Source organism: Geodermatophilus sp. CPCC 206100 (assembly GCF_048569675.1).
GTDB lineage: Bacteria > Actinomycetota > Actinomycetes > Mycobacteriales > Geodermatophilaceae > Geodermatophilus.
The window spans coordinates 12,850-33,892 of the sequence record NZ_JAQISV010000027.1 but is presented as its reverse complement, the minus strand read 5'-3'; the positions used below and the strand labels follow the sequence as shown (position 1 = coordinate 33,892).

Annotated in this window: 20 protein-coding genes and 1 tRNA gene; 9 read left to right on the top strand and 12 right to left on the bottom strand. The window is 74.5% G+C overall.

Annotated elements, in window-relative coordinates; all coding sequences use genetic code 11:
- The 6 genes from PGN05_RS13985 to argS form a co-directional block, all read right to left on the bottom strand.
- On the bottom strand, positions 1-425 hold a 425-nt coding region (locus PGN05_RS13985; RefSeq protein ID WP_419753160.1), incomplete at its 3' end, for a Rho termination factor N-terminal domain-containing protein.
- A gap of 249 nt (positions 426-674) precedes the next feature.
- Positions 675-1,658 (bottom strand): homoserine kinase, encoded by a 984-nt coding sequence (thrB, locus tag PGN05_RS13980; RefSeq protein ID WP_419753159.1) that lies wholly within the window; start codon positions 1,656-1,658, stop codon positions 675-677.
- On the bottom strand, positions 1,655-2,740 hold the full coding sequence (gene thrC, locus PGN05_RS13975) for a threonine synthase (RefSeq protein WP_419753158.1): 1,086 nt from the start codon (positions 2,738-2,740) through the stop codon (positions 1,655-1,657). The genes thrB and thrC overlap by 4 nt, the downstream gene beginning before the upstream one ends.
- Entirely contained in the window at positions 2,737-4,029 is a 1,293-nt protein-coding gene (locus tag PGN05_RS13970) for a homoserine dehydrogenase (protein ID WP_419753157.1), read from the bottom strand. Before PGN05_RS13970 ends, thrC begins: the two co-directional genes overlap by 4 nt.
- On the bottom strand, positions 4,026-5,552 hold the full coding sequence (gene lysA, locus PGN05_RS13965) for a diaminopimelate decarboxylase (RefSeq protein WP_419753156.1): 1,527 nt from the start codon (positions 5,550-5,552) through the stop codon (positions 4,026-4,028). Before lysA ends, PGN05_RS13970 begins: the two co-directional genes overlap by 4 nt.
- Complete coding sequence (gene argS, locus PGN05_RS13960) at positions 5,549-7,210, bottom strand: arginine--tRNA ligase (RefSeq protein ID WP_419753155.1); 1,662 nt, start codon at positions 7,208-7,210, stop codon at positions 5,549-5,551. The genes lysA and argS overlap by 4 nt, the downstream gene beginning before the upstream one ends.
- Positions 7,211-7,420: 210 nt before the next feature.
- Between argS and PGN05_RS13955 the strand changes: the two genes are divergently transcribed.
- The 3 genes from PGN05_RS13955 to PGN05_RS13945 all read left to right on the top strand — a co-directional run bounded on the left by PGN05_RS13955 (position 7,421) and on the right by PGN05_RS13945 (position 8,998).
- A complete protein-coding gene (locus PGN05_RS13955; RefSeq protein ID WP_419753154.1) occupies positions 7,421-8,206 on the top strand; it encodes a DUF3105 domain-containing protein in 786 nt (261 codons plus the stop codon).
- Positions 8,203-8,868, top strand: coding sequence for a DUF305 domain-containing protein (locus PGN05_RS13950; RefSeq protein WP_419753153.1), 666 nt, complete (start codon positions 8,203-8,205; stop codon positions 8,866-8,868). Before PGN05_RS13955 ends, PGN05_RS13950 begins: the two co-directional genes overlap by 4 nt.
- 58 nt (positions 8,869-8,926) lie before the next feature.
- Positions 8,927-8,998: transfer RNA gene (locus PGN05_RS13945), tRNA-Arg, on the top strand.
- 331 nt (positions 8,999-9,329) lie between these two features.
- On the opposite strand, the gene PGN05_RS13940 is transcribed toward PGN05_RS13945, so the two are convergent.
- A complete protein-coding gene (locus tag PGN05_RS13940) occupies positions 9,330-10,616 on the bottom strand; it encodes a wax ester/triacylglycerol synthase domain-containing protein (protein ID WP_419753152.1) in 1,287 nt (428 codons plus the stop codon).
- 198 nt (positions 10,617-10,814) lie between these two features.
- On the opposite strand from PGN05_RS13940, the gene PGN05_RS13935 reads away from it, so the two are divergent.
- Positions 10,815-11,030 (top strand): hypothetical protein, encoded by a 216-nt coding sequence (locus PGN05_RS13935; RefSeq protein ID WP_419753151.1) that lies wholly within the window; start codon positions 10,815-10,817, stop codon positions 11,028-11,030.
- Here PGN05_RS13935 and PGN05_RS13930 read toward each other — a convergent pair.
- The 3 genes from PGN05_RS13930 to PGN05_RS13920 all read right to left on the bottom strand — a co-directional run bounded on the left by PGN05_RS13930 (position 11,002) and on the right by PGN05_RS13920 (position 14,095).
- Positions 11,002-12,771 (bottom strand): CocE/NonD family hydrolase, encoded by a 1,770-nt coding sequence (locus PGN05_RS13930; RefSeq protein ID WP_419753150.1) that lies wholly within the window; start codon positions 12,769-12,771, stop codon positions 11,002-11,004. The genes PGN05_RS13935 and PGN05_RS13930 overlap by 29 nt on opposite strands.
- Positions 12,768-13,367 (bottom strand): TetR/AcrR family transcriptional regulator, encoded by a 600-nt coding sequence (locus PGN05_RS13925; protein WP_419753149.1) that lies wholly within the window; start codon positions 13,365-13,367, stop codon positions 12,768-12,770. The genes PGN05_RS13930 and PGN05_RS13925 overlap by 4 nt, the downstream gene beginning before the upstream one ends.
- A gap of 278 nt (positions 13,368-13,645) precedes the next feature.
- The gene (locus PGN05_RS13920) at positions 13,646-14,095 is read right to left on the bottom strand and encodes an MMPL family transporter (RefSeq protein WP_419753148.1); all 450 of its coding nucleotides are present in this window, start codon (positions 14,093-14,095) and stop codon (positions 13,646-13,648) included.
- A 237-nt stretch (positions 14,096-14,332) separates the two neighbouring features.
- On the opposite strand from PGN05_RS13920, the gene PGN05_RS13915 reads away from it, so the two are divergent.
- The 3 genes from PGN05_RS13915 to PGN05_RS13905 all read left to right on the top strand — a co-directional run bounded on the left by PGN05_RS13915 (position 14,333) and on the right by PGN05_RS13905 (position 16,637).
- Positions 14,333-15,232 (top strand): dioxygenase, encoded by a 900-nt coding sequence (locus PGN05_RS13915; RefSeq protein ID WP_419753147.1) that lies wholly within the window; start codon positions 14,333-14,335, stop codon positions 15,230-15,232.
- 69 nt (positions 15,233-15,301) lie between these two features.
- A complete protein-coding gene (locus tag PGN05_RS13910) occupies positions 15,302-15,730 on the top strand; it encodes a hypothetical protein (RefSeq protein WP_419753146.1) in 429 nt (142 codons plus the stop codon).
- A 10-nt stretch (positions 15,731-15,740) separates the two neighbouring features.
- Complete coding sequence (locus tag PGN05_RS13905) at positions 15,741-16,637, top strand: alpha/beta fold hydrolase (RefSeq protein ID WP_419753145.1); 897 nt, start codon at positions 15,741-15,743, stop codon at positions 16,635-16,637.
- Between the two features lies 1 nt (position 16,638).
- Here PGN05_RS13905 and PGN05_RS13900 read toward each other — a convergent pair whose 3' ends face one another.
- Positions 16,639-17,400, bottom strand: coding sequence for a glycoside hydrolase family 16 protein (locus tag PGN05_RS13900; protein ID WP_419753144.1), 762 nt, complete (start codon positions 17,398-17,400; stop codon positions 16,639-16,641).
- Positions 17,401-17,433: 33 nt separating this feature from the next.
- Positions 17,434-18,198, bottom strand: a complete 765-nt coding sequence (locus tag PGN05_RS13895) for an SDR family NAD(P)-dependent oxidoreductase (RefSeq protein WP_419753143.1) — start codon at positions 18,196-18,198, stop codon at positions 17,434-17,436.
- 137 nt (positions 18,199-18,335) lie between these two features.
- Between PGN05_RS13895 and PGN05_RS13890 the strand changes: the two genes are divergently transcribed.
- Both PGN05_RS13890 and PGN05_RS13885 read left to right on the top strand, forming a co-directional pair.
- Complete coding sequence (locus PGN05_RS13890) at positions 18,336-19,835, top strand: long-chain-fatty-acid--CoA ligase (RefSeq protein ID WP_419753142.1); 1,500 nt, start codon at positions 18,336-18,338, stop codon at positions 19,833-19,835.
- Complete coding sequence (locus tag PGN05_RS13885; RefSeq protein ID WP_419753141.1) at positions 19,832-21,031, top strand: acyl-CoA dehydrogenase family protein; 1,200 nt, start codon at positions 19,832-19,834, stop codon at positions 21,029-21,031. The genes PGN05_RS13890 and PGN05_RS13885 overlap by 4 nt, the downstream gene beginning before the upstream one ends.
- Positions 21,032-21,043: the final 12 nt, after the last annotated feature.

Below are 21,043 nucleotides of genomic sequence, written 5' to 3'. Positions count from 1 at the left end.
CTGGCCGCGCGGCGCCGCCGGGGGGCGGGCTCGCTGACGGTCTCGGCGGGTGCGGCCACCGGACCGCCGTTCGCGCCGCCGCTGACCGGGGCCTCGAGCGGCGCGGCGGTCGCGGCCACGCCGCGGGCGGCGTCGGCACCGCGCGCGGACGGGATGCCGGCGCTCGGCACGTCGGTGGCGGGCGCGCTGCCGGCGCCCTCTCCACCCACCTGGCGGGCGGAGATGGCGGCGACCAGGTCGCCCTTGCGCATCCGGGCGGTGCCCGAGATGCCGAGCTCGGCCGCGAGCCGCTGCAGTTCGGGCAGCAGCATGCTGGCCAGCCCGCTGCCGCGGCGACGGGTGCGTCCCGTCGTCTCAGAAGCGGCAGGTGCCTCGTCGGGGGTGGCGCCCTGGGGGGCGGTGACGAGGTCGGTGGTCTCGCTCACGTACAGGTCCTTCCCTGCGGAGACCTGCGCCTACCAGCGCAGGGGGTGACCCGGTTCTCCCCCCTCGCGCCCGGTTTCAGGACAGGGGGGAGAACGGGATCGAGTGGGTGCGGGGCGGAATCTGCGGCGACGGAATCTCTTCGGTCTGCAACGCCCCGCGCGAGGCTCGCCCTACCGGGCGGCTACGTTCGTGAGCGTAAACCGCACTCACGAGCACGACAACACTGGTGAGTACCGGTGTGTTCCCCGTTACCGAGACGATACCTGGTGCGAGGTCTCCAGCACGCACGCACCGCCTGCATCGACGTCCAACGGCCGCACGGTCCACCCCTCCGGGGTGAGATCGGCCACGGCGGACAGCGCGCCCGGCGCCTCCCCGGGGGCGCGGCGGGCGAGCACGAGGACGCTGGGCCCGGCGCCGGAGACGACCGCGGCGTGCCCGGCGGCGCGCAGCCGGTCGAGCAGGCCGAGGGTCTCGGGCATGGCCGCGGCCCGCTGGCGCTGGTGCAGCCGGTCCTCGGTGGCGTCGAGGAGCAGCGCCGGCTCGGCGGTCAGTGCGTGCACCAGCAGCGCCGCTCGCGCGGCGTTGAACGCGGCGTCGGCGTGCGGGACCAGCTCCGGCAGCAGGCTGCGGGCCACGTGGGTGGACAGCGTCGCCTCGGGGACCAGCAGGATCGGCGCGATACCCGGGTCGACGGGCAGGCGGTCGGCGACCGGGCCGTCGTCGGTCGTCCACGACAGCGTCGCCCCGCCGTACAGGCACGGCGCGACGTTGTCGGGGTGCCCCTCGAGCTCGGTGGTCAGGCGCAGCACGGCGGTGCGGTCGACCTCGGCCACGTCCGGGCACAGCGCCCAGGCACCGACGACGCCGGCGACCACGGCGGCGGCCGACGAGCCCATCCCCCGCCCCTGCGGGATGTCGTTGGCCGCGGCGACGCGCAGCCCGGACGGCGTCCAGCCCAGCTCGGCGCAGGCGGCACGGAAGGCGCGGACCACCAGGTGCGACTCGTCGGCCGGCAGCTCGCCGGCACCGACGCCGGTGACCTCGACCTCGAGCCCGGAGGGGGCCAGGGCGAACTCGAGGACGTCGTGGCAGGCCAGCGCCAGCCCCGCGCAGTCGAAGGCGGGGCCGAGGTTCGCGCTGGTCGCCGGAACGCGGACGCGGACGCGTGAGGCCGCGTCCGGGGTTCCCTCGCGAGCGTCCGAGCGGAGGGCGGGACGTGGTCCTCTCACAGGCCGAGCCGGGCGGCGGCGACAGCGGCGTCCACGGGGACGGTCACCGGGGCCGGCGCTCCGGAGATCGCCCACTCGGGGTCCTTGAGGCCGTTCCCCGTGACGGTGCAGACCACCCGCTGCCCCGGCTCCAGTCCCCCGGCCTCGGCCACCTGCAGCAGCCCGGCCACGGAGGCCGCCGACGCCGGCTCGACGAAGACCGCCTCGGTGCGGGCGAGCAGCCGGTAGGCGGCGAGGATCGCGCGGTCGGTGACGGCGTCGATGAGCCCGCCGGACTCGTCGCGGGCGGCCAGTGCCTTGGTCCAGGAGGCGGGGTTCCCGATGCGGATGGCGGTGGCGATCGTCTGCGGGTGCTCGACGACCTGGCCGGTCACGATCGGTGCGGCGCCCGCGGCCTGGAAGCCCCACATCCGCGGCGTCCGCGACGCCGTGCCGTCGGCGGCGTACTCGCGGTAGCCCTGCCAGTAGGCGGTGATGTTGCCGGCGTTGCCGACCGGCAGGCAGTGGATGTCGGGGGCGTCGCCGAGCACGTCGACGATCTCGAACGAGGCGGTCTTCTGGCCCTCGATGCGGAACTGGTTGACGCTGTTGACCAGGCTGACGGGGTAGTCGATCGCCAGCTTGCTGGCCAGGGCGAGGCAGTCGTCGAAGTTGCCGTCGACCTGCAGCAGCTTGGCGCCGTGCACCAGCGCCTGGGCCAGCTTGCCCAGCGCGATCTTGCCCTGGGGCACGAGGACGGCGCAGACGAGGCCGGCGCGGGCGGCGTAGGCCGCGGCGCTGGCGCTGGTGTTGCCGGTGGAGGCGCAGATGACCGCCTGCGAGCCCTCCTCGACGGCCTTGGTGATGGCCATCGTCATCCCGCGGTCCTTGAACGACCCGGTGGGGTTGGCGCCCTCGACCTTGAGGAAGACCTCGCAGCCGGTGCGCCGGGACAGCTCCTGCGCCGGCACCAGCGGGGTGGCGCCCTCCTGCAGGGTCACCACGGGCGTGCTGTCGCTGACCGGCAGCCGCGCGCGGTAGGCCTCGATGAGGCCGGGCCAGAACGGCGAGACGGCGCCCCGCAGGGGCAGCTCGGTCGTCATGACAGTCCCTCCACACGCAGGATGCTGGTGACGGCGCGGACGGCGGGCATCCCCCGCAGCGCGCCGACGGTCGCCGACAGGGCGGCGTCCGGAGCGCTGTGCGTGACGATGACCAGCGTCGCGGCCTCGCCGTGCCCGTCCTGGCGCACCGTGGCGATGCTGACGCCCTGCCGCGCGAACTCCTGCGCCACCGTCGCCAGCACGCCCGGCTTGTCCGCGACGTCGAGGCTGACGTGGTAGCGGGTGGGCGTCTCGGCGATCGACTGGACCGGCAGCCCCGCGTAGGTGGTCACCCCGGGGCCGGCGACGCCGGTCACCCGGTTCCGCGCGACCGCGACCAGGTCCCCGAGGACGGCGCTGGCGGTCGCGTCGCCACCGGCGCCCTGGCCGTAGAACATCAGCTGACCGGCGGCCTCGGCCTCGACGAACACCGCGTTGAAGGCGCCGCCGACGGCGGCCAGCGGGTGGGTCGTCGGGATCATCGCGGGGTGCACCCGGACGGCGACCGAGTCCCCGCCCTCGCCCGCCACCCGCTCGCAGATGGCCAGCAGCTTGACCGTGCACCCGATCTCGGCCGCGCGTGCCACGTCGGTCGAGGTGACCGCGGAGATGCCCTCGCGGTGGACGTCGGCCGCGGTGACCTCGGTGTGGAAGGCCAGCGAGGCGAGGATCGCGGCCTTGGCGGCGGCGTCGAAGCCGTCGACGTCGGCGGTCGGGTCGGCCTCGGCGTAGCCGAGCTCGGTCGCCTCGGCCAGCGCCTCGGTGAACCCGTGCCCGGTCTCGGCCATGCGGGACAGGATGTAGTTCGTCGTCCCGTTGACGATGCCGACCACCCGGCGCAGCTGGTCGCCGGCCAGGGACTCGCGCAGGGGGCGCAGCAGCGGGATCGCCCCGGCGACCGCCGCCTCGTAGTACAGGTCCACGCCGGCCTTGGCGGCGGCCGCGTGCAGCGGGGTCCCGTCGTCGGCCAGCAGCGCCTTGTTGGCGCTGACCACCGACTTGCCCGCCTCGATCGCGGCCAGCAGCAGCGAGCGGGCCGGCTCGATCCCGCCGATGACCTCGACGACCAGGTCGACGTCCGGGCGGGTGACCAGCGTCTCGGCGTCGGTGGTGAGCAGGTGCGCGGGCACGTCCGGGTGCCGGTCGGGACGGCGGACGGCGACCCCGGCCACCTCGACCGGCCGGCCGATCCGCGCCGCGAGGTCACCGGCCTGCTCCCCGAGCAGGCGCAGCACCGCGCTGCCGACGGTGCCGCACCCGAGCAGGGCGACCCGGAGCGGGGCGGTCACGACCGCACCTCCGCACCGACGCGCGGGCCCGTCGACCGGGTCCCCGCGGGGTGCTCGGGCGCCGGCTGGTCGATCGCCGGTGAGGGCGCGGGCTCGTCGGCGAGGACGGCATCGAGGGCGAACACGTCCGACAGTGTCTGACGCCGGACGACCTCCGTGGCGACGCCCTCCCGCACGGCGACCACCGGCGGCCGGAGCAGGTAGTTGTAGTTGCTGGCCATCGACCAGCAGTAGGCACCGGTGGCGGCGACCGCGAGCAGGTCCCCGGGCCGGACGTCGGAGGGCAGCCACAGGTCGCGGACCAGCACGTCGCCGCTCTCGCAGTGCTTGCCCACCACCCGGCACAGCGCCGGCGGGGCGTCGGAGACGCGGTTGGCCAGCACGCAGGTGTAGGCGGCGTCGTAGAGGGCGGTGCGGATGTTGTCGCTCATCCCGCCGTCCACGGACACGTAGTTGCGCACCAGCGGGGTGCCCGGCGTCCCGCTCGCGCCCAGCCGCACCGGCTTGATCGTGCCGACCTCGTAGAGCGTCACCGTCCCCGGCCCGGCGATGGCCCGGCCCGGCTCCACCGCCAGCCGCGGCACCGGCAGCTCCAGGGCCGCGCACTCCGCCGCCACGACCGCGCGCAGCCGGCGGGCGACGTCGGCCGGGCTGACCGGGTCGTCCTCGGCGAGGTAGGCGATGCCGAACCCGCCGCCGAGGTTGAGCTCCTCGAGCACCTCACCGGTGGCCTGGGCGACCTGCCCCAGCAGGCCCACCACGCGGTGCGCCGCGGCCTCGAACCCGGCGGTGTCGAAGATCTGCGAGCCGATGTGGCTGTGCAGCCCGGTCAGCCGCAGCGCCGGCTCGCGGATCACCCGCACCGCGGCGGTCAGGGCGTCGCCGGTCGCCAGCGAGAACCCGAACTTCTGGTCCTCGTGGGCCGTGGCGATGAACTCGTGGGTGTGCGCCTCGATGCCGACGGTGGTGCGGACGAGCACCGGCACCGGGCTGCCGCCGGCGGCGACCCGGGCGGCCGCCAGCGGCGCGAGCCGGTCGATCTCGTCGAAGGAGTCCAGGACGACGTGGCCGATGCCGGCGTCGACGGCCAGCTGCAGCTCCACCAGCGACTTGTTGTTGCCGTGCAGCGAGATCCGCTCGGCCGGGAACCCGGCGGCCAGCGCGAGGGCCAGCTCGTTGCCGGAGCAGGCGTCCAGGTACAGCCCGTCCTCGGCGATCCAGCGGGCCACCTGACCGCAGAGGAACGCCTTGGACGCGTAGTGGACGTCCGCGTCGTCGAACGCGGCGGCGAAGTCGGCGGCCCGGCTGCGGAAGTCGGCCTCGTCCAGCACGAACAGCGGCGTCCCGTGGGCGCGGGCGAGGTCGGTCACCGGCCGGCCGCCGAGGTGCAGCTCGCCGTCGACCCGGGTCGCCGTGCGCGGCCACACCAGCGCGGCGAGCTCGCCGAGGTCGGCCGGGGGCGCGCCGGCCGCCGTCGGCGGGGCGATCGTCCCGTGCAGCGGGCCGGCGGGGTGGGCTCTCACATCCGCTCCGGTGCGCTCACGCCCAGCACGCCCAGCCCGTTGCGCAGGACGACGGCGGTCGCCGCGCACAACCACAGGCGGGCGGTGGTCAGCGGGGTCGGCTCCTCGTCGCCGCGGGGCAGCACCCGGCAGTTGTCGTAGAACCGGTGGTAGGTGCCGGCCAGCTCCTCGAGGTAGCGGGCCACCCGGTGCGGGGCGCGCAGCTCGGCGGCCGAGGTCAGCACCCGCGGGAACTCCCCGATCGCCCGCAGCAGGGCGTTCTCCCGCTCGTGGGTCAGCTGCCCGGCGTCGACGTCCCCGGGCTCGCCGAGCGCCAGGCCCAGGTCGGCGGCGTTGCGCAGCACCGAGGAGATGCGGGCGTGGGCGTACTGCACGTAGAAGACCGGGTTGTCGTTGGTCTGCCGGCTCCACAGGTCGACGTCGATGTCGATCTGCTGGTCGACCGAGGCGCGGGCCAGGGCGTACCGGGCCGCGTCGATCCCAATCGCGTCGACCAGGTCGGACAGCAGCACGATCGTCCCGGCCCGCTTGCTCATCCGGACCGGCTCACCGCCCTGCAGCAGGTTGACCAGCTGCCCGATGAGGATCTCCAGGTGCGCCTCGGGGTCGTCCCCGGTGGCCGCGACCAGAGCCTTGTACCGGCCGACGTAGCCGGAGTGGTCGGCGCCGAGCATGATCACGACCCGGTCGAAGCCGCGGGCCCGCTTGTCGAGGTAGTAGGCGCAGTCGGAGGCGAAGTAGGTCGTCTCGCCGTCGGCCTTGACCAGGACGCGGTCCTTGTCGTCGCCGAAGTCCGTGGTGCGCAGCCACACGGCGCCGTCGGCCTCGTAGACGTGGCCCTGCTCGCGCAGCCGGCCCAGCGCCTTCTCCACGGCGCCGGTGTCGTACAGCGACTGCTCACTGAACCAGACGTCGTAGGCGACGCCGAACTCCTCCATCGACCGGCGGATCTCGTCGAGCATCAGCGCCACGCCGCGGTCGCGGAAGACCCGCAGCTGCTCGGCCTCGTCGCGGCCGGTCACGTCGGGCACGTCGGCGACCACCTGCGCGGCGATGTCGGCGATGTACGTGCCGCCGTAGCCGTCCTCCGGCACCGGCCGACCGTTCGCCGCGGCCTGCAGGCTCCGAGCGAAGCGGTCGATCTGCGCGCCGGCGTCGTTGATGTAGTACTCGCGGGTCACCTGGGCGCCGCTGGCCTCCAGCAGCCGGCCCATCGCGTCGCCGACCGCGGCCCACCGGCTGCCGCCGATGTGCACCGGCCCGGTCGGGTTGGCCGAGACGAACTCGAGGTTCAGCCGCTGGCCGGCCAGGGTGCCGGTCCGGCCGTAGGCCTCCCCCGCGGTCACCGCCTCGACCGCGATGCGGCCCAGCGCGCCCTGGGCGAGGGTGATGTTGAGGAAGCCGGGGCCGGCGACGTCGACCGCCGCGATCCCCGGGAGGGTGCGCAGCTCCTCGGCCAGCAGCTCGGCGACCGCACGCGGCGGCCGCCCGGCGGGCTTGGCCAGGCGGAGGGCCACGTTCGTGGCGTAGTCGCCGTGCTCGGGGTTCCTGGGACGCTCGACGAGGACGTCGGCGGGGACCTCGACCGGCAGCCCGCCGCGCTCGACGGCGGCGGCCACGGCGGTCCGGACGACGTCGCGCAACTGCTCCGGTGTCACCGCGTGATCGTACGCAGCGCGGGGGGCCGCCCCGGCCGCCCGTCCCCCGACGCGACACCGGCGCTCCCAGGGGACTGCCAGGCGCTCGCCCTAGACTGGCCGCCCGGGGAGGGCAGCAGGCCCGTCCCCGGACCAGCGCGTGCGCGGGCCCCCCGGCCCTCACCAGGTGCGGCGCGGTCCCGCCAGCACTGGTGCACGAGGAGACAGGCCGTGGCCAAGGACGGTAAGCCCCAGGTCGGCCGCGCACGCGGCGGGTCCGGCACGCCAGGGGGCCGACCGGCCGGCGGCAAGGGTGGGCGCACCCGCCCGCCGGTGACCAACGTGGTCAGCCCGCAGCGCCCCTGGGGCCTGATCGCCGCCGCGGTCGCCGTGGTCGTGTTCGCCGCGGCCGTCATCGTCTACGCCGTCGTGCAGGTCAACGAGGCCGAGGCCGGCCGCGTCGACTCGGTGGACGAGATCAGCGGGGTCGAGACCTTCGACTACGCCGCCGGCCAGGAGCACGTGACCACCCCGGTGCAGTACGAGCAGTCCCCGCCCGTGGGCGGGCCGCACGACGGCGAGTGGGCCGACTGCACCGGCACCGTCTACGACATCGACATCCGGCACGAGAACGCCGTCCACAGCATGGAGCACGGCGCCGTCTGGATCACCTACGACCCGGACGCGGTGTCCGAGGACGACATCGCCACCCTCTCGGAGCTGGTCGACGAGTCCGGCCGGATGATCTCGCCCTACCCCGGGCAGGACTCCCCCATCAGCATCCAGTCCTGGAACCACCAGCTGAAGGTCGACTCGGCCACCGACGAGCGGCTGACCCAGTTCGCCGACTTCCTGACCTACAACCAGGAGTTCTTCCCCGAGCCGGGGGCCAGCTGCGAGAACCCCCAGTTCATCAGCGCACCGCTGACCGTCGACGACGCCAGCCGCGGCACCGCGTCGATGACGACCGACGCCCCGACCACGCCGGAGGCCGGGGCCGAGACCGGCACCCCGTGACCGCGCCCGGGGGGACGGCGCCCCGGCCGGCAGCGCTGCGGACGGTCCTCCTGGCGGTCATCGCCGTCGGCCTGGTGCTGCTGGGCGGCGGCCTCGCGGTCGCCCTCGGCATCGGTCGCGGCGAGCCGGCGCCGGGCGGCCAGTCGGTGGACGCCGGCTTCTCCCGGGACATGTCCCGCCACCACCTGCAGGGCGTGGAGATGGCCAACCTCGTCCCCGATCGCAGCTCCGACCCCGAGGTCCGGCAGCTGGCCTTCGACATCGCGGAGACGCAGCAGAACCAGGTCGGGCGGATGCAGGGCTGGCTGGCGCTGTGGGCCCTGCCGCCCAGCGGCGGCGAGACGATGGCCTGGATGGCGGCCGAGGGCGGGCACCCCGGCCACGCGACGGGCGCGGACACCCTGATGCCGGGCATGGCCACCGACGAGGAGCTGGCGGAGCTGCGCGCGCTGTCGGGCACGGAGTTCGACGTGCAGTTCCTACGGCTGATGATCCGGCACCACCAAGGCGGCAGGGAGATGGCGGAGTACGCCGCCCAGCACGCCGGCGAGCCGGCCGTGCGCACGCTGGCGGGCACGATCGCCGAGACCCAGACCGCCGAGGTGACCACGATGCAGCGGATGCTCACCGCGCGCGGGGGGACGCCCCTGCCGGCGCCCTGACCACCGCCGTCCGGACCGCCGGGCGGGGCTGGTAGGTTGCTTCCTGCCCCACCGCAGAGCCCCCGTAGCTCAGGGGATAGAGCACCGCCCTCCGGAGGCGGGTGCGCAGGTTCGAATCCTGCCGGGGGCACACCACGAGAGTGCTGGTCAGCGCGGCCATGAGCCCCGCAGGCCAGCACTTTCTGCATCCGAGGAGAGGGCCTCGGGCGACAGCAGCGGCGCGGGCGACCGCCATCCGGTCGGCCACCTCGTCCAGCCGGTCGCCGAACAGGTGCCCGTACTGGTCCAGCGTGATCGCCGCCGAGGCATGCCCCAGCATCCGCTGGACGACCTTCACGCCGGCGCCGGCGGCGAAGGCGGACTGGCGAAACCGGAGATCGCAGCGGCGCACCGGACCGCCCGCTGGGGGACGACCAGCGGTCCTCGCGCCCGCGACCAGCCGTCACCGGACCCGAACGGGCTCACCCGGCGGAGCTGCCCGCGGTCCCGTTCCGATCGAGGTGCAGCAGCTCGGCTGCCGCCTGCTCCGCCGCGGCGGCGAGCACGTCGAGGTCCCCGACCACCGAGGGGTCGGCGACCAGCCCGAACCCCAGTCGGTCGGCGACCGACAGCACCGCCACCCGAAGCGCGTGGTGCTGCGCGACCTCGACGAGTGGCTGAACGGCGCCGACGGGCGCGCCGAGCACGGTGACCGCCCGGTCGGGGCCGCGGACGTTGGACACGTTGAGCGCGAACGAGCGCCCGCTGCGCTGCAGCCGCTGCGACCAGCCGGCCAGGCGGGGCGAGCGCCGCGCCAGCCGGTCCATGAGCTCGTCCAGGTGCTCGGCATCGTGGTGGGCCTTGCGTTCCGCGGTCTCCCGGCGGACGGCGAGCAGCCGCGCCACGGGGTCCGCCTCGTCCACCGGCAGGTCCACCCGGAAGTAGGAGTCGCGGTTACCGACCTCGTCGCCGTCGTGGTGCATGGTCACCGGCACCTTCACCGTCAGCCCGTGGATCGGTCCGTGCCGGTCCTCCAGCCACCGGCGCAACGCACCGGCCACCACCGCGAGCACGGCGTCGTTGAGCGTTGCCCCGGCCAGCCGGCGAGCGGCCTCGCGCAACGCCGCCACCGGTACCACGGCGAGGGCGACCTCCCGCTCGCGGCCGACCTGCTGGTCGAACGGCGAGCGACGCAGCCCGGGGAGGAGCTCGCCGGTCAGCACGCCGGACAGCGAGGACCGTCCCTGACCGACTCCGGACGTCCTGGGGTCGGCCGTTCCGGAGCGGTGTTCCCCCGAGGCTGCCGCGGCCGGCGCCGGGTCCCACAGCACGTCCTCGGCGAGGCGCATGACCGTTCCGCCGTCGGCCAGGGCGTGGTGCACCCGCCACACCAGGAGCGCGCCGCCGCCCGCGAGGGAGCCGAGCACGTCCATACGCCAGAGCGGCCGGCCGCGGTCGAGATGCTCCCCGAAGAGCCGGGCCAACTCGGCGCGCACACCGACCTCGTCGAGCGGGCCGGCACCGTCGACGGCCCGGACGTGCGCCGCCACGTCCACCTCGTCCGCGCGCCACACCGGTTCCTCGGACGTCCCGCCCAGCCGCCAGGTGAGCCGGGGTGCCTCCGGCAGCCGCCGGGCGACCGCCTCACGGAGGAGCCGCAGATCCGGGGCACCTCCCGGCAGGTGGACCACCGTGGCGGTGTGCCCGACCAGCCGGGGTCCCTCCAGCGCGAGGATCGCCCGGTCCTCGGCGGTCAGCGGGACCTGCACGGCAGCAGCCTGCCGGTGCGGCGTGGGTCCGGACAAGCGGGATCCCCGGCCCCCGGCCCGTCGCGGCGCATCCGGCCGGGGGTGTGCGGACTGCCAGGCGCCGTCGATCCGCAGCGCTCCGGACGGCTGCACGACCGTCCGCCGGTCTCGTCACGGGCCAGGACCGTCGACAGGCGACCCGGCGGTGTCGCCGCCCGCATGAGGTGGATCGAGCCCTTCGACGTGGGTGAGATCCCGGTGTCGGTGGCGGCGACGGGTCCGACGACGATCGCGGTCGGAGCCCGCCGCCGTGGGCGGGTGGACCTCACCGTGGGGGCCCTCGTGCTGCCGGGACACGTCGACGACGACGCCCGGGCGTGGCACGTGCCCTCCACCGGCCGGCGGATCAGGGCGCCGGGAGCGGCACCTCGGTGACCTCGATCCAGCTGGCACCACCGAAGTGCACGGTGTTGCGGCAGGGGTAGGGCGGCACGGGCATGTCGAACTGCGCGTAGCCCTCGCTCGGGTCCGCACGCAGCAGGTCGACCCGGCTGGCGAGCTCGAGCCGCAGGGTGTCCCCGCGGCGCAGCAGCGTCGGCCCGGGCGTGAGGCTGAAGCGCAGGACGACCGGCTCGTCCGGGACGAGGGGTTCGCGGCGGCCGGCGTCGATGGCGATCTCCAGTGGCGTGCTGCGTCCCTCCTCCTCGGTGCGGGACACGGGACGGATCGCGCCGAGGGAGAGCTGGTGGCACTCGCCTGCGGCGTCGAGCCGGGACAGCCGGGCCACGACGTAGGAGTCGATCTCGTTGCAGCTGTACGTGAGTCGGGCGGTGACCGGACCCGCGAGCCGGGTGTCCTCCTCGACCGGCAGGTCGAAGGCGAGGACCTGGTCGGCCACCTCGTCCAGGCCGCCGAGCTGCGGCAGCCCCAGGGGGACGGCGACCCAGGACCCGGAGCCCACAGCCGTCGCCTCCCGGCTCAGCCGGGAAGTGCCGGCGTCCCCGTCCGGGGGTCCGAGGTGCAGACGCCGGACCTCCCCGCCGGCGGGCGGGAAGGCGGTGGCGCTGTCGAAGCGCTCGGCGCCCTCCACCCAGTAGCGCACGTGGGGTTGCTCGGCGTAGCCGTTGTCGGTGCCGCGCAGGACGTGGTCGAAGAAGGCCAGCGCCTCTCCCTGCCAGGAGTAGACCGGCAGGTCGTAGGCGGGCGGGGCGAGGATGAGCCACCGGGAGTCGGCCGGCGTCCCCGCGTTGGCGACCAGGTCGTAGCAGCCGAACTGGTGGAGGTTGAAGTACCCGAGGTTCTGCACGACCGTGAACGGCACCTCGACGTCGCCGAGCGTGGCGGTCGGACCCTCGGGGATCGTCGCCTGCGCGCGGGTCTTCTCGTCGAACATCCAGCGCGCGTAGATGCGGCGCATGAACTCCACGGGCGTGGCGGTCTCGAAGGACTCGAACACCCCCGACACCCGGCGGTGGACCAGCCGCTCGAGCAGCGGGTGCAGCGGCCCGTTGGTGACCTGGCTGAGGAGCGCACGACGGTCCGGTGAGATGCGCTCGTCGTAGTTCTCCTGCGCGTAGTTCGCGCCCATCCAGAGGGCGACGAAGAACCAGGCTGGCACGCCGGCGAAGTGGACCAGGTGGCGCCACAGGTCGGTCGACACCTCGTTGCAGAACAGCGCCTTGAGCGCCGGCGGCTTGCGTGCGGCGACGCTGAGCTGGGACACGGCGTAGTAGGAGGTGCCGAAGAGGACGACCTCCCCGTTGCACCACGGCTGCTCCGCCGCCCAGGCGATGACCGCCTCGTGGTCGTCGACGTCCTGCGGATCGAAGAACATGACCTGCTCGCCGGTCGAGCGGCCCATCCCCCGGCGCTCGACGACGACAGGGCAGTAGCCGCGGTCGGTGAACACCGGCGGTGAGCCGATCTCGTTCGAGCCGGCCGGGATGCCCGCCGTGGCCTTCTCGGTGGCGTAGCCGCCGAAGGAGACGACAGCCGGATGACGGCCCGGTGCTCGGGGGACGTAGACGTCGGCGTTCAGCTCGGCGCCTCCGGCGACCGGGACGCGCTGGGCGGCCAGTACCCGGTTCCCCAGTCCCTCCATCGCGACGGCGCGTGGCTCCCACCCGGCGTACTGCCGGCCGGCGGTCGAGCCCCTGAGGGGGAAGTGCGTGCTCATGGCGGTGCCTCTCGTGGGTCGGTGCTGCGCTGGGCGGGGTGGGTCCCGGTGCGGTCCTGTTCGGTAGGCAGGCTGGTGAGCAGCTGGGTGAGCACCTGCTCGGCACGGTCGCGGACCGACTCTGCGCCGACGGCCAGGGCGAGGACGGCGATTCCGGTGGAGGTCGCCTGCAACAGGGCGAGTGAGGCCTCGGTCGGCTCGGCGCCGAAGGAGGTGATCAGCGCGGCGCCGAGTGGAGCGATCCCGGCGCCCAGTGCGGAGAAGGCACGTCGCACCTCCGGGTCGGTGTCGGCACTCTGCGTCAGCGCCGTCAGGATCCGCGTCTGACGGGGGTCGACGAGCACCTCGGCGAGCCCGGCCACCTTCGCCGCCCGGTCCTCGGCCGACACCGCCGCGCGCAGGGCCTCGATCCTCCGGCGCACGGCCTCGTCGGCGACGGCGAGCAGCAGGTCGGCCCGCGTGGGGAAGTAGTACGTGAGATGGCTCTGTCGCAGCCCGGCACGCCGGGCGACCCGCGGCTGGGTGAAGCCGCTGAGCCCCTCCTCCTGGATGACGTCGAGCGCTGCCGCCACGATCGCCTCCCGCCTGGCTGACACGTCGGTCCTCCTGGTTGGTTACCTGACCAACCTGGCGGAGCGCTGCCTCTCTGGCAAGAGCCGTGGGCACAGCGCGGCACCTCGCGCTGTGCCCACGGCACGGAGGACCCGGAGGACGCCCAGGCGACCGCGTCACCACGGCCGGCGCCGGGAGCCGTTTCGCCCGCCGTCAGCATCCGCGCAGCCGGCGCCCTTGGGTGCTGGCCGCCGACGGCTCGCGGTGATCGCAGAACCGTCCGCCGCCCGGAGGTGGCCGCTGCCCACCTCCGTGGTCTGCCCTAGTGCCGACCCGCCAGCGATGTCTCGAGATCCTCTGCCGGAGCACTCGGCCCGGACGAGGAGGCCGCACGGGCCAGGTGGCGGGTGCCCTCGATGTCGAGGTGGGGCAGGACCCTGTCCAGCCAGCGAGGCAGCCACCAGGCGCGGCGGTCCAACAGGGACATGACCGCCGGCACGAGGACCATGCGGATGACGCTGGCGTCGATGAGGACCGCAGCGGCCATCCCGACGGCGAGCATCTCGACCGTGGGGTCGGTGTCGAGGACGAAGCTGGTGAAGACGGCGATCATGATGGCGGCGGCGGTGGTGATCACCCGCGCCGTGCCCCCGATGCCGATGGCGACGCTGCGGTGGGCGTCCCCGGTCGCCGTCCAGGCCTCGTGGACGCGCGAGATGAGGAAGACCTCGTAGTCCATCGACAGGCCGAAGACGATGGCGAACATGAGCATCGGCACGAACGCGGGGATCGGCAGCTTCCCGTCGATGCCGATCAGGCTGGAGCCCCACCCCCACTGGAAGACGGCGACGACGACCCCGTAGGCGCGCCACAGCAGGCCCCCATCGCCCCGGTTCCGGGAGCGGCCGGGGCCTCTGCCGCCCCCCGACCTCCCGATGGTGCTTGAGGTCTCAACCTCCGCGGCGTAGGGTCACAGTTGTTTGAACGTTCAACGAACTGCGAGGACGCCATGCTGCTGACGACCGACCGCACCGCGGTCGCCGACGCCCGGATCCCCGCCGTGCACCCGTTCGCCGCGCACCTGCGCCGGGTGGCGGCCGCCGGTCCGCACCGGCCGTGGACCCCGGACGACGGGCCCATGCCCAGCCTCTACCTGTCCCACGGCGGCGGCCCCCTGCCGTTCCAGAGCCCCGAGTGGCTGGACCCCCTGCACGACTGGGCCCGGGCGCTGCCCCGACCGACGGCGATCCTCGTGGTCAGCGCGCACTGGGAGTCCGCACCGCTGGCGCTGAGCGCGCCGCGGCCGGCCGAGCTGGTCTACGACTTCGGCGGCTTCGACGGCCTCTACTACTCGTTCCGCTACGACACCCCGGACGCGAGCGCGCTGGCCCGTCAGGTGGCGGGGCTGATGCCGGACACCGACCCGGCGCACGAGCACGCCCGACGCGGCCTGGACCACGGCGCCTGGGTGCCGCTGAAGATCATGTACCCGGGCGCGGACGTCCCCGTCCTGCAGCTGAGCCTGCCCACCGACGACGCCGACCGGCTGCTGGCCCTGGGCGAGCGGCTGCGGCCACTGCGGGAGCAGGGCGTCCTCGTCGTCGGCTCGGGGCACATGACCCACGGCCTGCCGTTCCTGACCCGCGAGATGTTCCTCGAGAACCGGGTGCCCGGCTGGTCGGCCGACTTCGACGCCTGGGCCGCCGACGCGCTGGCGCGCGGCGACGTCGAGGAGCTGGCCCGCTTCCGCACCGCCGCCCCGGGCATGCCCTACGCCCACCCGACGGTCGAGCACTTCACCCCACTGTTCGTCACCCTCGGCGCCGCCACCGACCCGACGGCACCGGTGACCACGACGCTCGACGGCTACGGCGTCGGCCTGTCCCGGCGCTCCTTCCAGGCCGCCTGAGCGCCGGGACCCCGGCCGACCCGACGGCCGTTGGCCCGCGCCGCGCACCGGCGTAGCGTCGTCGGCACTGTGAACTGGCTCACTGTCGAGGTGTTCGACGGCGCGACCTCGGGCGCCGGGTGGGCCCGCGCGTGGCAGGACCGGCTGGTCGAGGCCGCGGTGAGCCGCGGGGCCGTCTACTGGGACGAGCACGAGCACCGGTGGGGCGTCGTCCTCGAGTTCGCGTTCCCGGAGGAGTCGCAGACCGAGGGTTTCCGGCAGTCGCCCGCCCTGACCGCGGCGCTGGACACCGCGCCCGACCCGGTGAACGGCGTCCTGGTCTACCCGCACCGCGGCGGGGGCAGCGGCAGCCGCCAGCCCCGCCGGCACCGGCCGCTCACCAGCGGCGGCGCGGCCGCCCTGCCGCAGCCCGACCCGGACGCCGAGCGCGTCCTCCCCTGCACCGCGCACGTCGAGGCGGACCGAGCCGGGGACGGGCCGGGCCGGCCGCCCGGCTAGCGTCCGGTGCGTGGAGACCCCGGAGCTGCAGCGCGCCCGCGTCGGTGACCTCGAGATCGCCTACGAGACGTTCGGCTCGGCCGGCGACCCGCCGCTGCTGCTGGTCATGGGCCTCGCCACGCAGATGATCGGCTGGCCCGAGGAGTTCTGCGCCGGCCTCGCCGCCCGCGGCCTGTACGTCGTCCGCTTCGACAACCGCGACATCGGGCTGTCCACGCACGTCGACGACGCCGGGACGCCGGACCTCGGGGCCGTCTTCGGCGGTGACACCTCCTCGGTGCCCTACGCGCTGTCCGACCTCGCCGACGACACCGCCGGCCTGCTCGACGCCCTGGGCCTGGACAGCGCCCACGTGGTGGGGGCGTCGATGGGCGGGATGGTCGCCCAGCTGCTGGCCATCCGGCACCCGCAGACGGTGCGCACCCTCACCTCGATCATGTCGACCACGGGCGACCGGTCGGTCGGGACGCCCGCCGAGGCGGCGATGGGCGTCCTGCTCGCCCCGCCGGCCACCGACCGGGAGAGCGCCCTCCAGCGGGCCGTGGACACCTACCGGGTGATCGGCTCGCCGGGGTTCGAGTTCGACGAGGAGTCGGTGCGGGACCGCGCCGGGCGCTCCTTCGACCGCCGGCACAACCCGCCCGGCGTGGCCCGCCAGCTCGCGGCCGTCCTCACCGCGCCGGACCGCACCGCCGACCTCGCCGCGGTCGCCGTCCCGACCCTGGTCGTCCACGGCGCGCAGGACCCCCTGGTGCAGGTCAGCGGCGGGCGGGCCACCGCCGCCGCGATCCCCGGCGCCGAGCTGGTCGTCGTCGACGGCATGGGCCACGACCTGCCGCGCGCGGTGTGGCCGGAGCTGACCGACCGGATCGCCGCCCTCGTGGCGCGGGCCGAGGGCGGGCGCTGACTCAGAGCGGGTGGCCCCGGACGGCGGAGACGACCAGCTCCGGGACCGGGACCCCCGCCTCGCCGGCGGCCGCCCGGGCCGGGAAGTCGAACACGCCCAGCATCAGCTGCACCGGGTAGTCCGGGGCCTGGCCGACCCGCCGGACGACGTCCCCGTCGACGGTGAACACCAGGGACCCGGGCGTCCAGTCGACGGCGTAGGTGTGGAACCGGGACACGTCGAGCGGCAGCCGGTCGGCGCCGAACTCCTCACGGAGGTCGGGGTCGCGGAACCGGTGCAGGCCCGTCCCCACGGCCGCCGTCCCGTCGCCGACGGTGTCGCCGAAGACCTCGGCCACGCAGATCTCGCCGGAGTGCTCGGGACGGTCCTCGATCCCGGACAGCCAGAAGGCGAACATCGAGCGGGGAGAGACGGTTGCGCGCATGGTCACCTCGAGGTGCCCGTAGCGGGGCGTGTACCCCCAGAACTCCGGCTGCTCCTCGCGCACCACCAGACCCGGCGCGAACGGCTGCTGGCCGACGGTGCTGCCCACCGGCCCGGACCAGCTCCCGGTCTGCAGGCAGGACACCCGCAGCGGCTCCTCGTGCAGGTCGGGGCACCACAGCGGCTGGTCGGCGGGGACGGTCAGGTGCAGCGCGCCGTCCCGCACCGCGTACGTCGCCGCCGACGCGGACCGCGAGCTCCAGTGCGGCAGGTAGTGGGGGGACCACACGTCGGTGTCGAGCGCCCCGCCGGGGAAACGCTCGTCGAGTTCCTCGCGCACGGCCGGCAGCGTAGGGCCGCCCACCGACGGGAGTCAGCTGGTCAGCAGCCCGCCCTCCACCGGCAGCGTGGTGCCGGTGACGTAGCCGCCGGCGTCGCTCACCAGGAAGACCAGCGCCGCCGCGAGCTCGTCGGGATCGCCCTTGCGGCCGACCAGCACGCGGGACAGCTGGCTCTGGATGTAGCCCTCCGGGTACTGGTCGGTCATCTCCGACTCGAAGAAGCCGGGCGCGAGGGCGTTGACCCGGATGCCCTTGCGGCCGGTCCACTGCTGGGCGAGGTCGCGGGTCAGCCCGATCAGGCCGGCCTTGCTCGCCGCGTACGCCGCCTGCGGCAGGCCCGCCGTCGTCAGCCCCAGGATGCTGGAGATGTTGACGATGGAACTGCCCGGCTGCATGACCCGGGCGCAGGCCTGCGCCATCCAGTAGCAGCCGTTGAGGTTCACGTCGACGACCGAGCGGAACTGCTCCGGGGTCTCGCGCGTGGCCGGGACGGCGGTGCCGATCCCGGCGTTGTTCACCAGGACGTCGACCTTCCCGAACTCGGCCATGGCCGCGTCCACCAGGCCCTGGCAGTCCTCGGGCCGGGAGACGTCGGTGCGCACGGGGAGGGCCCGCCGTCCGGCCGCCTCGACCGCCTCGCGGGTCGCCCCGAGCCGGTCCTCCCGGCGCGCGCCCAGCGCGACGTCGCACCCGGCCTCGGCCAGCGCCCGGGCGAAGACGGCGCCGAGGCCCGAGGACGCCCCCGTCACGATCGCCACCCGGCCGTCGAGCCGGAACATGTCGAGGATCCCTGCCACTGCCGCTCCCGTCGTCGTCGGTCCCCCCGAGCCTGTCGCCCGCCACGCCCGGCCGCCACCGCGGCGAGGAGTGAGGGGTGGATCACACCGGGCCGGGGTAGTCGTGCGGCCCTGACCCCCAGCAGAGGAGGCAGCCGGTGACCAACCTCGCGCAGCACCTGCTCGACACCGCGGCGGCGCACGGCGACCGCCCGGCACTCCGCATGGACGACGCCGTCCTCACCTACGACCGGTTCGCCGAGGACGCCACACGGGTCGCCGCCGGGCTGCGCGCCCGCGGGGTGGCGCCCGGGGACCGGGTCGGGATGGTGCTGCCCAACGTCCTGAGCTTCCCGGTGGTCTTCTACGGCGCGCTCCTGGCCGGCGCCGCCGTGGTGCCGATGAACCCGCTGCTCAAGGCCCGGGAGGTCGAGTACTACCTGCGCGACTCCGGCGCCCGGCTGGTGGTGGCGCTGGACTCGGTGGCCGAGGCCACGGTCGAGGCCGCGGGCGCGGTCGGGATCGAGGCGGTGACCGTCGGGCCGGCCGGCCCCGGGGACGCCCTGACCGGCGACGCCGACGGCGGCCCGGTCGACCGGGCCGACGAGGACGCCGCGGTGATCCTCTACACCTCGGGCACCACCGGCCCGCCCAAGGGCGCCGAGCTCACCCACGCCAACCTGCGCGGCAACGCCCGGACGACGCAGGAGACGCTGCTCGAGGGCACCGCCGAGGACGTGATCATGGGCTGCCTGCCGCTGTTCCACGTCTTCGGGCTGACCTGCGCGCTCAACGCCGGCGTCCTGGCCGGGTCGTGCCTCACCCTGCTGCCGCGGTTCGACGGCGCCAAGGCGCTGGAGGTCGTCGAGCGCGACCGGGTGACCGTCTTCGAGGGCGTGCCGACGATGTTCGCCGCGATGCTGCACTCCCCCGCCCGCGACCGCGCCGACGTGTCGAGCCTGCGGCTGTGCATCTCCGGTGGCTCGGCGATGCCCGTGGAGGTCATGCGCAGCTTCGAGGAGACGTTCGGCTGCATCGTCCTCGAGGGGTACGGGCTGTCGGAGACCTCGCCGGTCGCCTCGTTCAACCACCCGCACGCCGAGCGCAAGCCCGGGACGATCGGCACGCCGATCCGCGGCGTGGAGATGCGACTGGTCGACGACGAGGGCCGCGACGTCCGCGAGGGGGACGTCGGCGAGATCGCGATCCGCGGCGAGAACGTCATGAGGGGCTACTGGAACCGCCCCGAGGAGACGGCGGCGGCCATCCCCGACGGCTGGTTCCGCACCGGCGACCTGGCCCGCCGGGACGCCGAGGGCTACTACGCGATCGTCGACCGCAAGAAGGAGATGATCATCCGCGGCGGCTACAACGTGTACCCGCGGGAGATCGAGGAGGCGCTCTACGAGCACCCGGCGGTCGCCGAGGCCGCCTGCGTCGGCGTCCCGCACCCCGACCTCGGCGAGGAGGTCGCCGCCGCGGTCGCGCTCAAGCCCGGTGCGCAGGCCGACCCCGCGGAGCTGCGGGCCTGGGTGAAGGAGCGGGTCGCCGCCTACAAGTACCCGCGGCACGTCTGGCTGGTCGAGGCCCTGCCCAAGGGCCCCACCGGCAAGATCCTGCGCCGCGCCGTCGAGGTCCCCACGGAGGTCACCCAGTGACACAGCAGTTGGACACCAGCCACCTGGGCGAGGCCCTCGGGACCGACTTCTTCTCGGTGCGCGACCAGTTCACCGACGAGATGTGGGAGAAGTTCATCGCGGTCCGCCGGTTCGTCGACCGCGAGGTGCTGCCGGTGGCGGGCGACTACTGGGAACGGGCCGAGGTGCCCTGGCCGCTGATCCGCCGGCTGCCGGAGCTCGGCATCGTCGGCGGGTCCATCAAGGGCCACGGATCCGCGGAGCTGAGCCCGATGGCCGCGGGCCTGGTGCAGATGGAGTTGCACCGGGGGGACGGCAGCCTCGGCACCTTCCTCGGCGTGCACGCCGGGCTGGCCATGCAGTCGATCGACATGTGCGGCTCGGAGGAGCAGAAGGCCCGCTGGCTGCCGCAGATGGCGACGCTGGACAAGCTCGGCGCGTTCGCGCTGACCGAGCCGCACCACGGTTCGGACTCCGTCGCCCTGGAGACCACCGCGCGGCGCGAGGGCGACACCTGGGTGCTCGACGGCTCCAAGCGGTGGATCGGCAACGGCAGCCTGGCCGACCTGGTGATCGTGTGGGCGCGCGACGAGTCCGACGGGCAGGTGAAGGGCTTCGTCGTCGAGACGCCGGCCGACGGGTACGAGGCGACGGTCATCACCGGGAAGGTGTCGCTGCGCTCGGTGTGGCAGGCCCAGATCGAGCTGCGCGGCGTGCGGGTGCCCGAGGCGAACCGGCTGCAGGAGGCGCACAGCTTCGCCGACACCGGCCGGGTGCTGGCCACCACCCGCGGCGCCTGCGCCTGGATGGCCCTCGGCCACGCCACCGCCGGATACGAGACCGCGCTGGCCTACGCACGGGAACGCCGGCAGTTCGGCAAGCCGCTGGTCAGCTTCCAGATCGTGCAGGAGCGGCTGGTGAAGATGCTGGCCGCGCTCACCGGGATGCAGCTGTACTGCATGCAGATCGGGCGCCTGGCCGAGGCCGGGCGGCTGTCCCCGACCGTCGCCGGGCTGGCCAAGATGCACAACACCCGGACCGCACGGGAGATCCTCGCCGAGTCGCGCGACCTGCTCGGCGGCAACGGGATCCTGTTGCAGAACCACGTCATCCGGCACATGGCCGACATCGAGGCCATCCACACCTTCGAGGGCACGGAGACGGTGCAGACGCTCATCGTCGGCCGGGACATCACCGGGGTCAGCGCCTTCACCTGAGCCGGCTCCGCA

What these genes read in the sequence shown, in the direction of transcription:
- PGN05_RS13915 (WP_419753147.1), top strand. Translation starts at nt 14,333, where the DNA reads ATGCTGCTGACGACCGACCGCACCGCGGTCGCCGACGCCCGGATCCCC.
- PGN05_RS13935 (WP_419753151.1), top strand. Translation starts at nt 10,815, where the DNA reads ATGAGGTGGATCGAGCCCTTCGACGTGGGTGAGATCCCGGTGTCGGTG.
- PGN05_RS13930 (WP_419753150.1), bottom strand. Translation starts at nt 12,771, where the DNA reads ATGAGCACGCACTTCCCCCTCAGGGGCTCGACCGCCGGCCGGCAGTAC.
- PGN05_RS13920 (WP_419753148.1), bottom strand. Translation starts at nt 14,095, where the DNA reads ATGCTCATGTTCGCCATCGTCTTCGGCCTGTCGATGGACTACGAGGTC.
- thrC (WP_419753158.1), bottom strand. Translation starts at nt 2,740, where the DNA reads ATGACGACCGAGCTGCCCCTGCGGGGCGCCGTCTCGCCGTTCTGGCCC.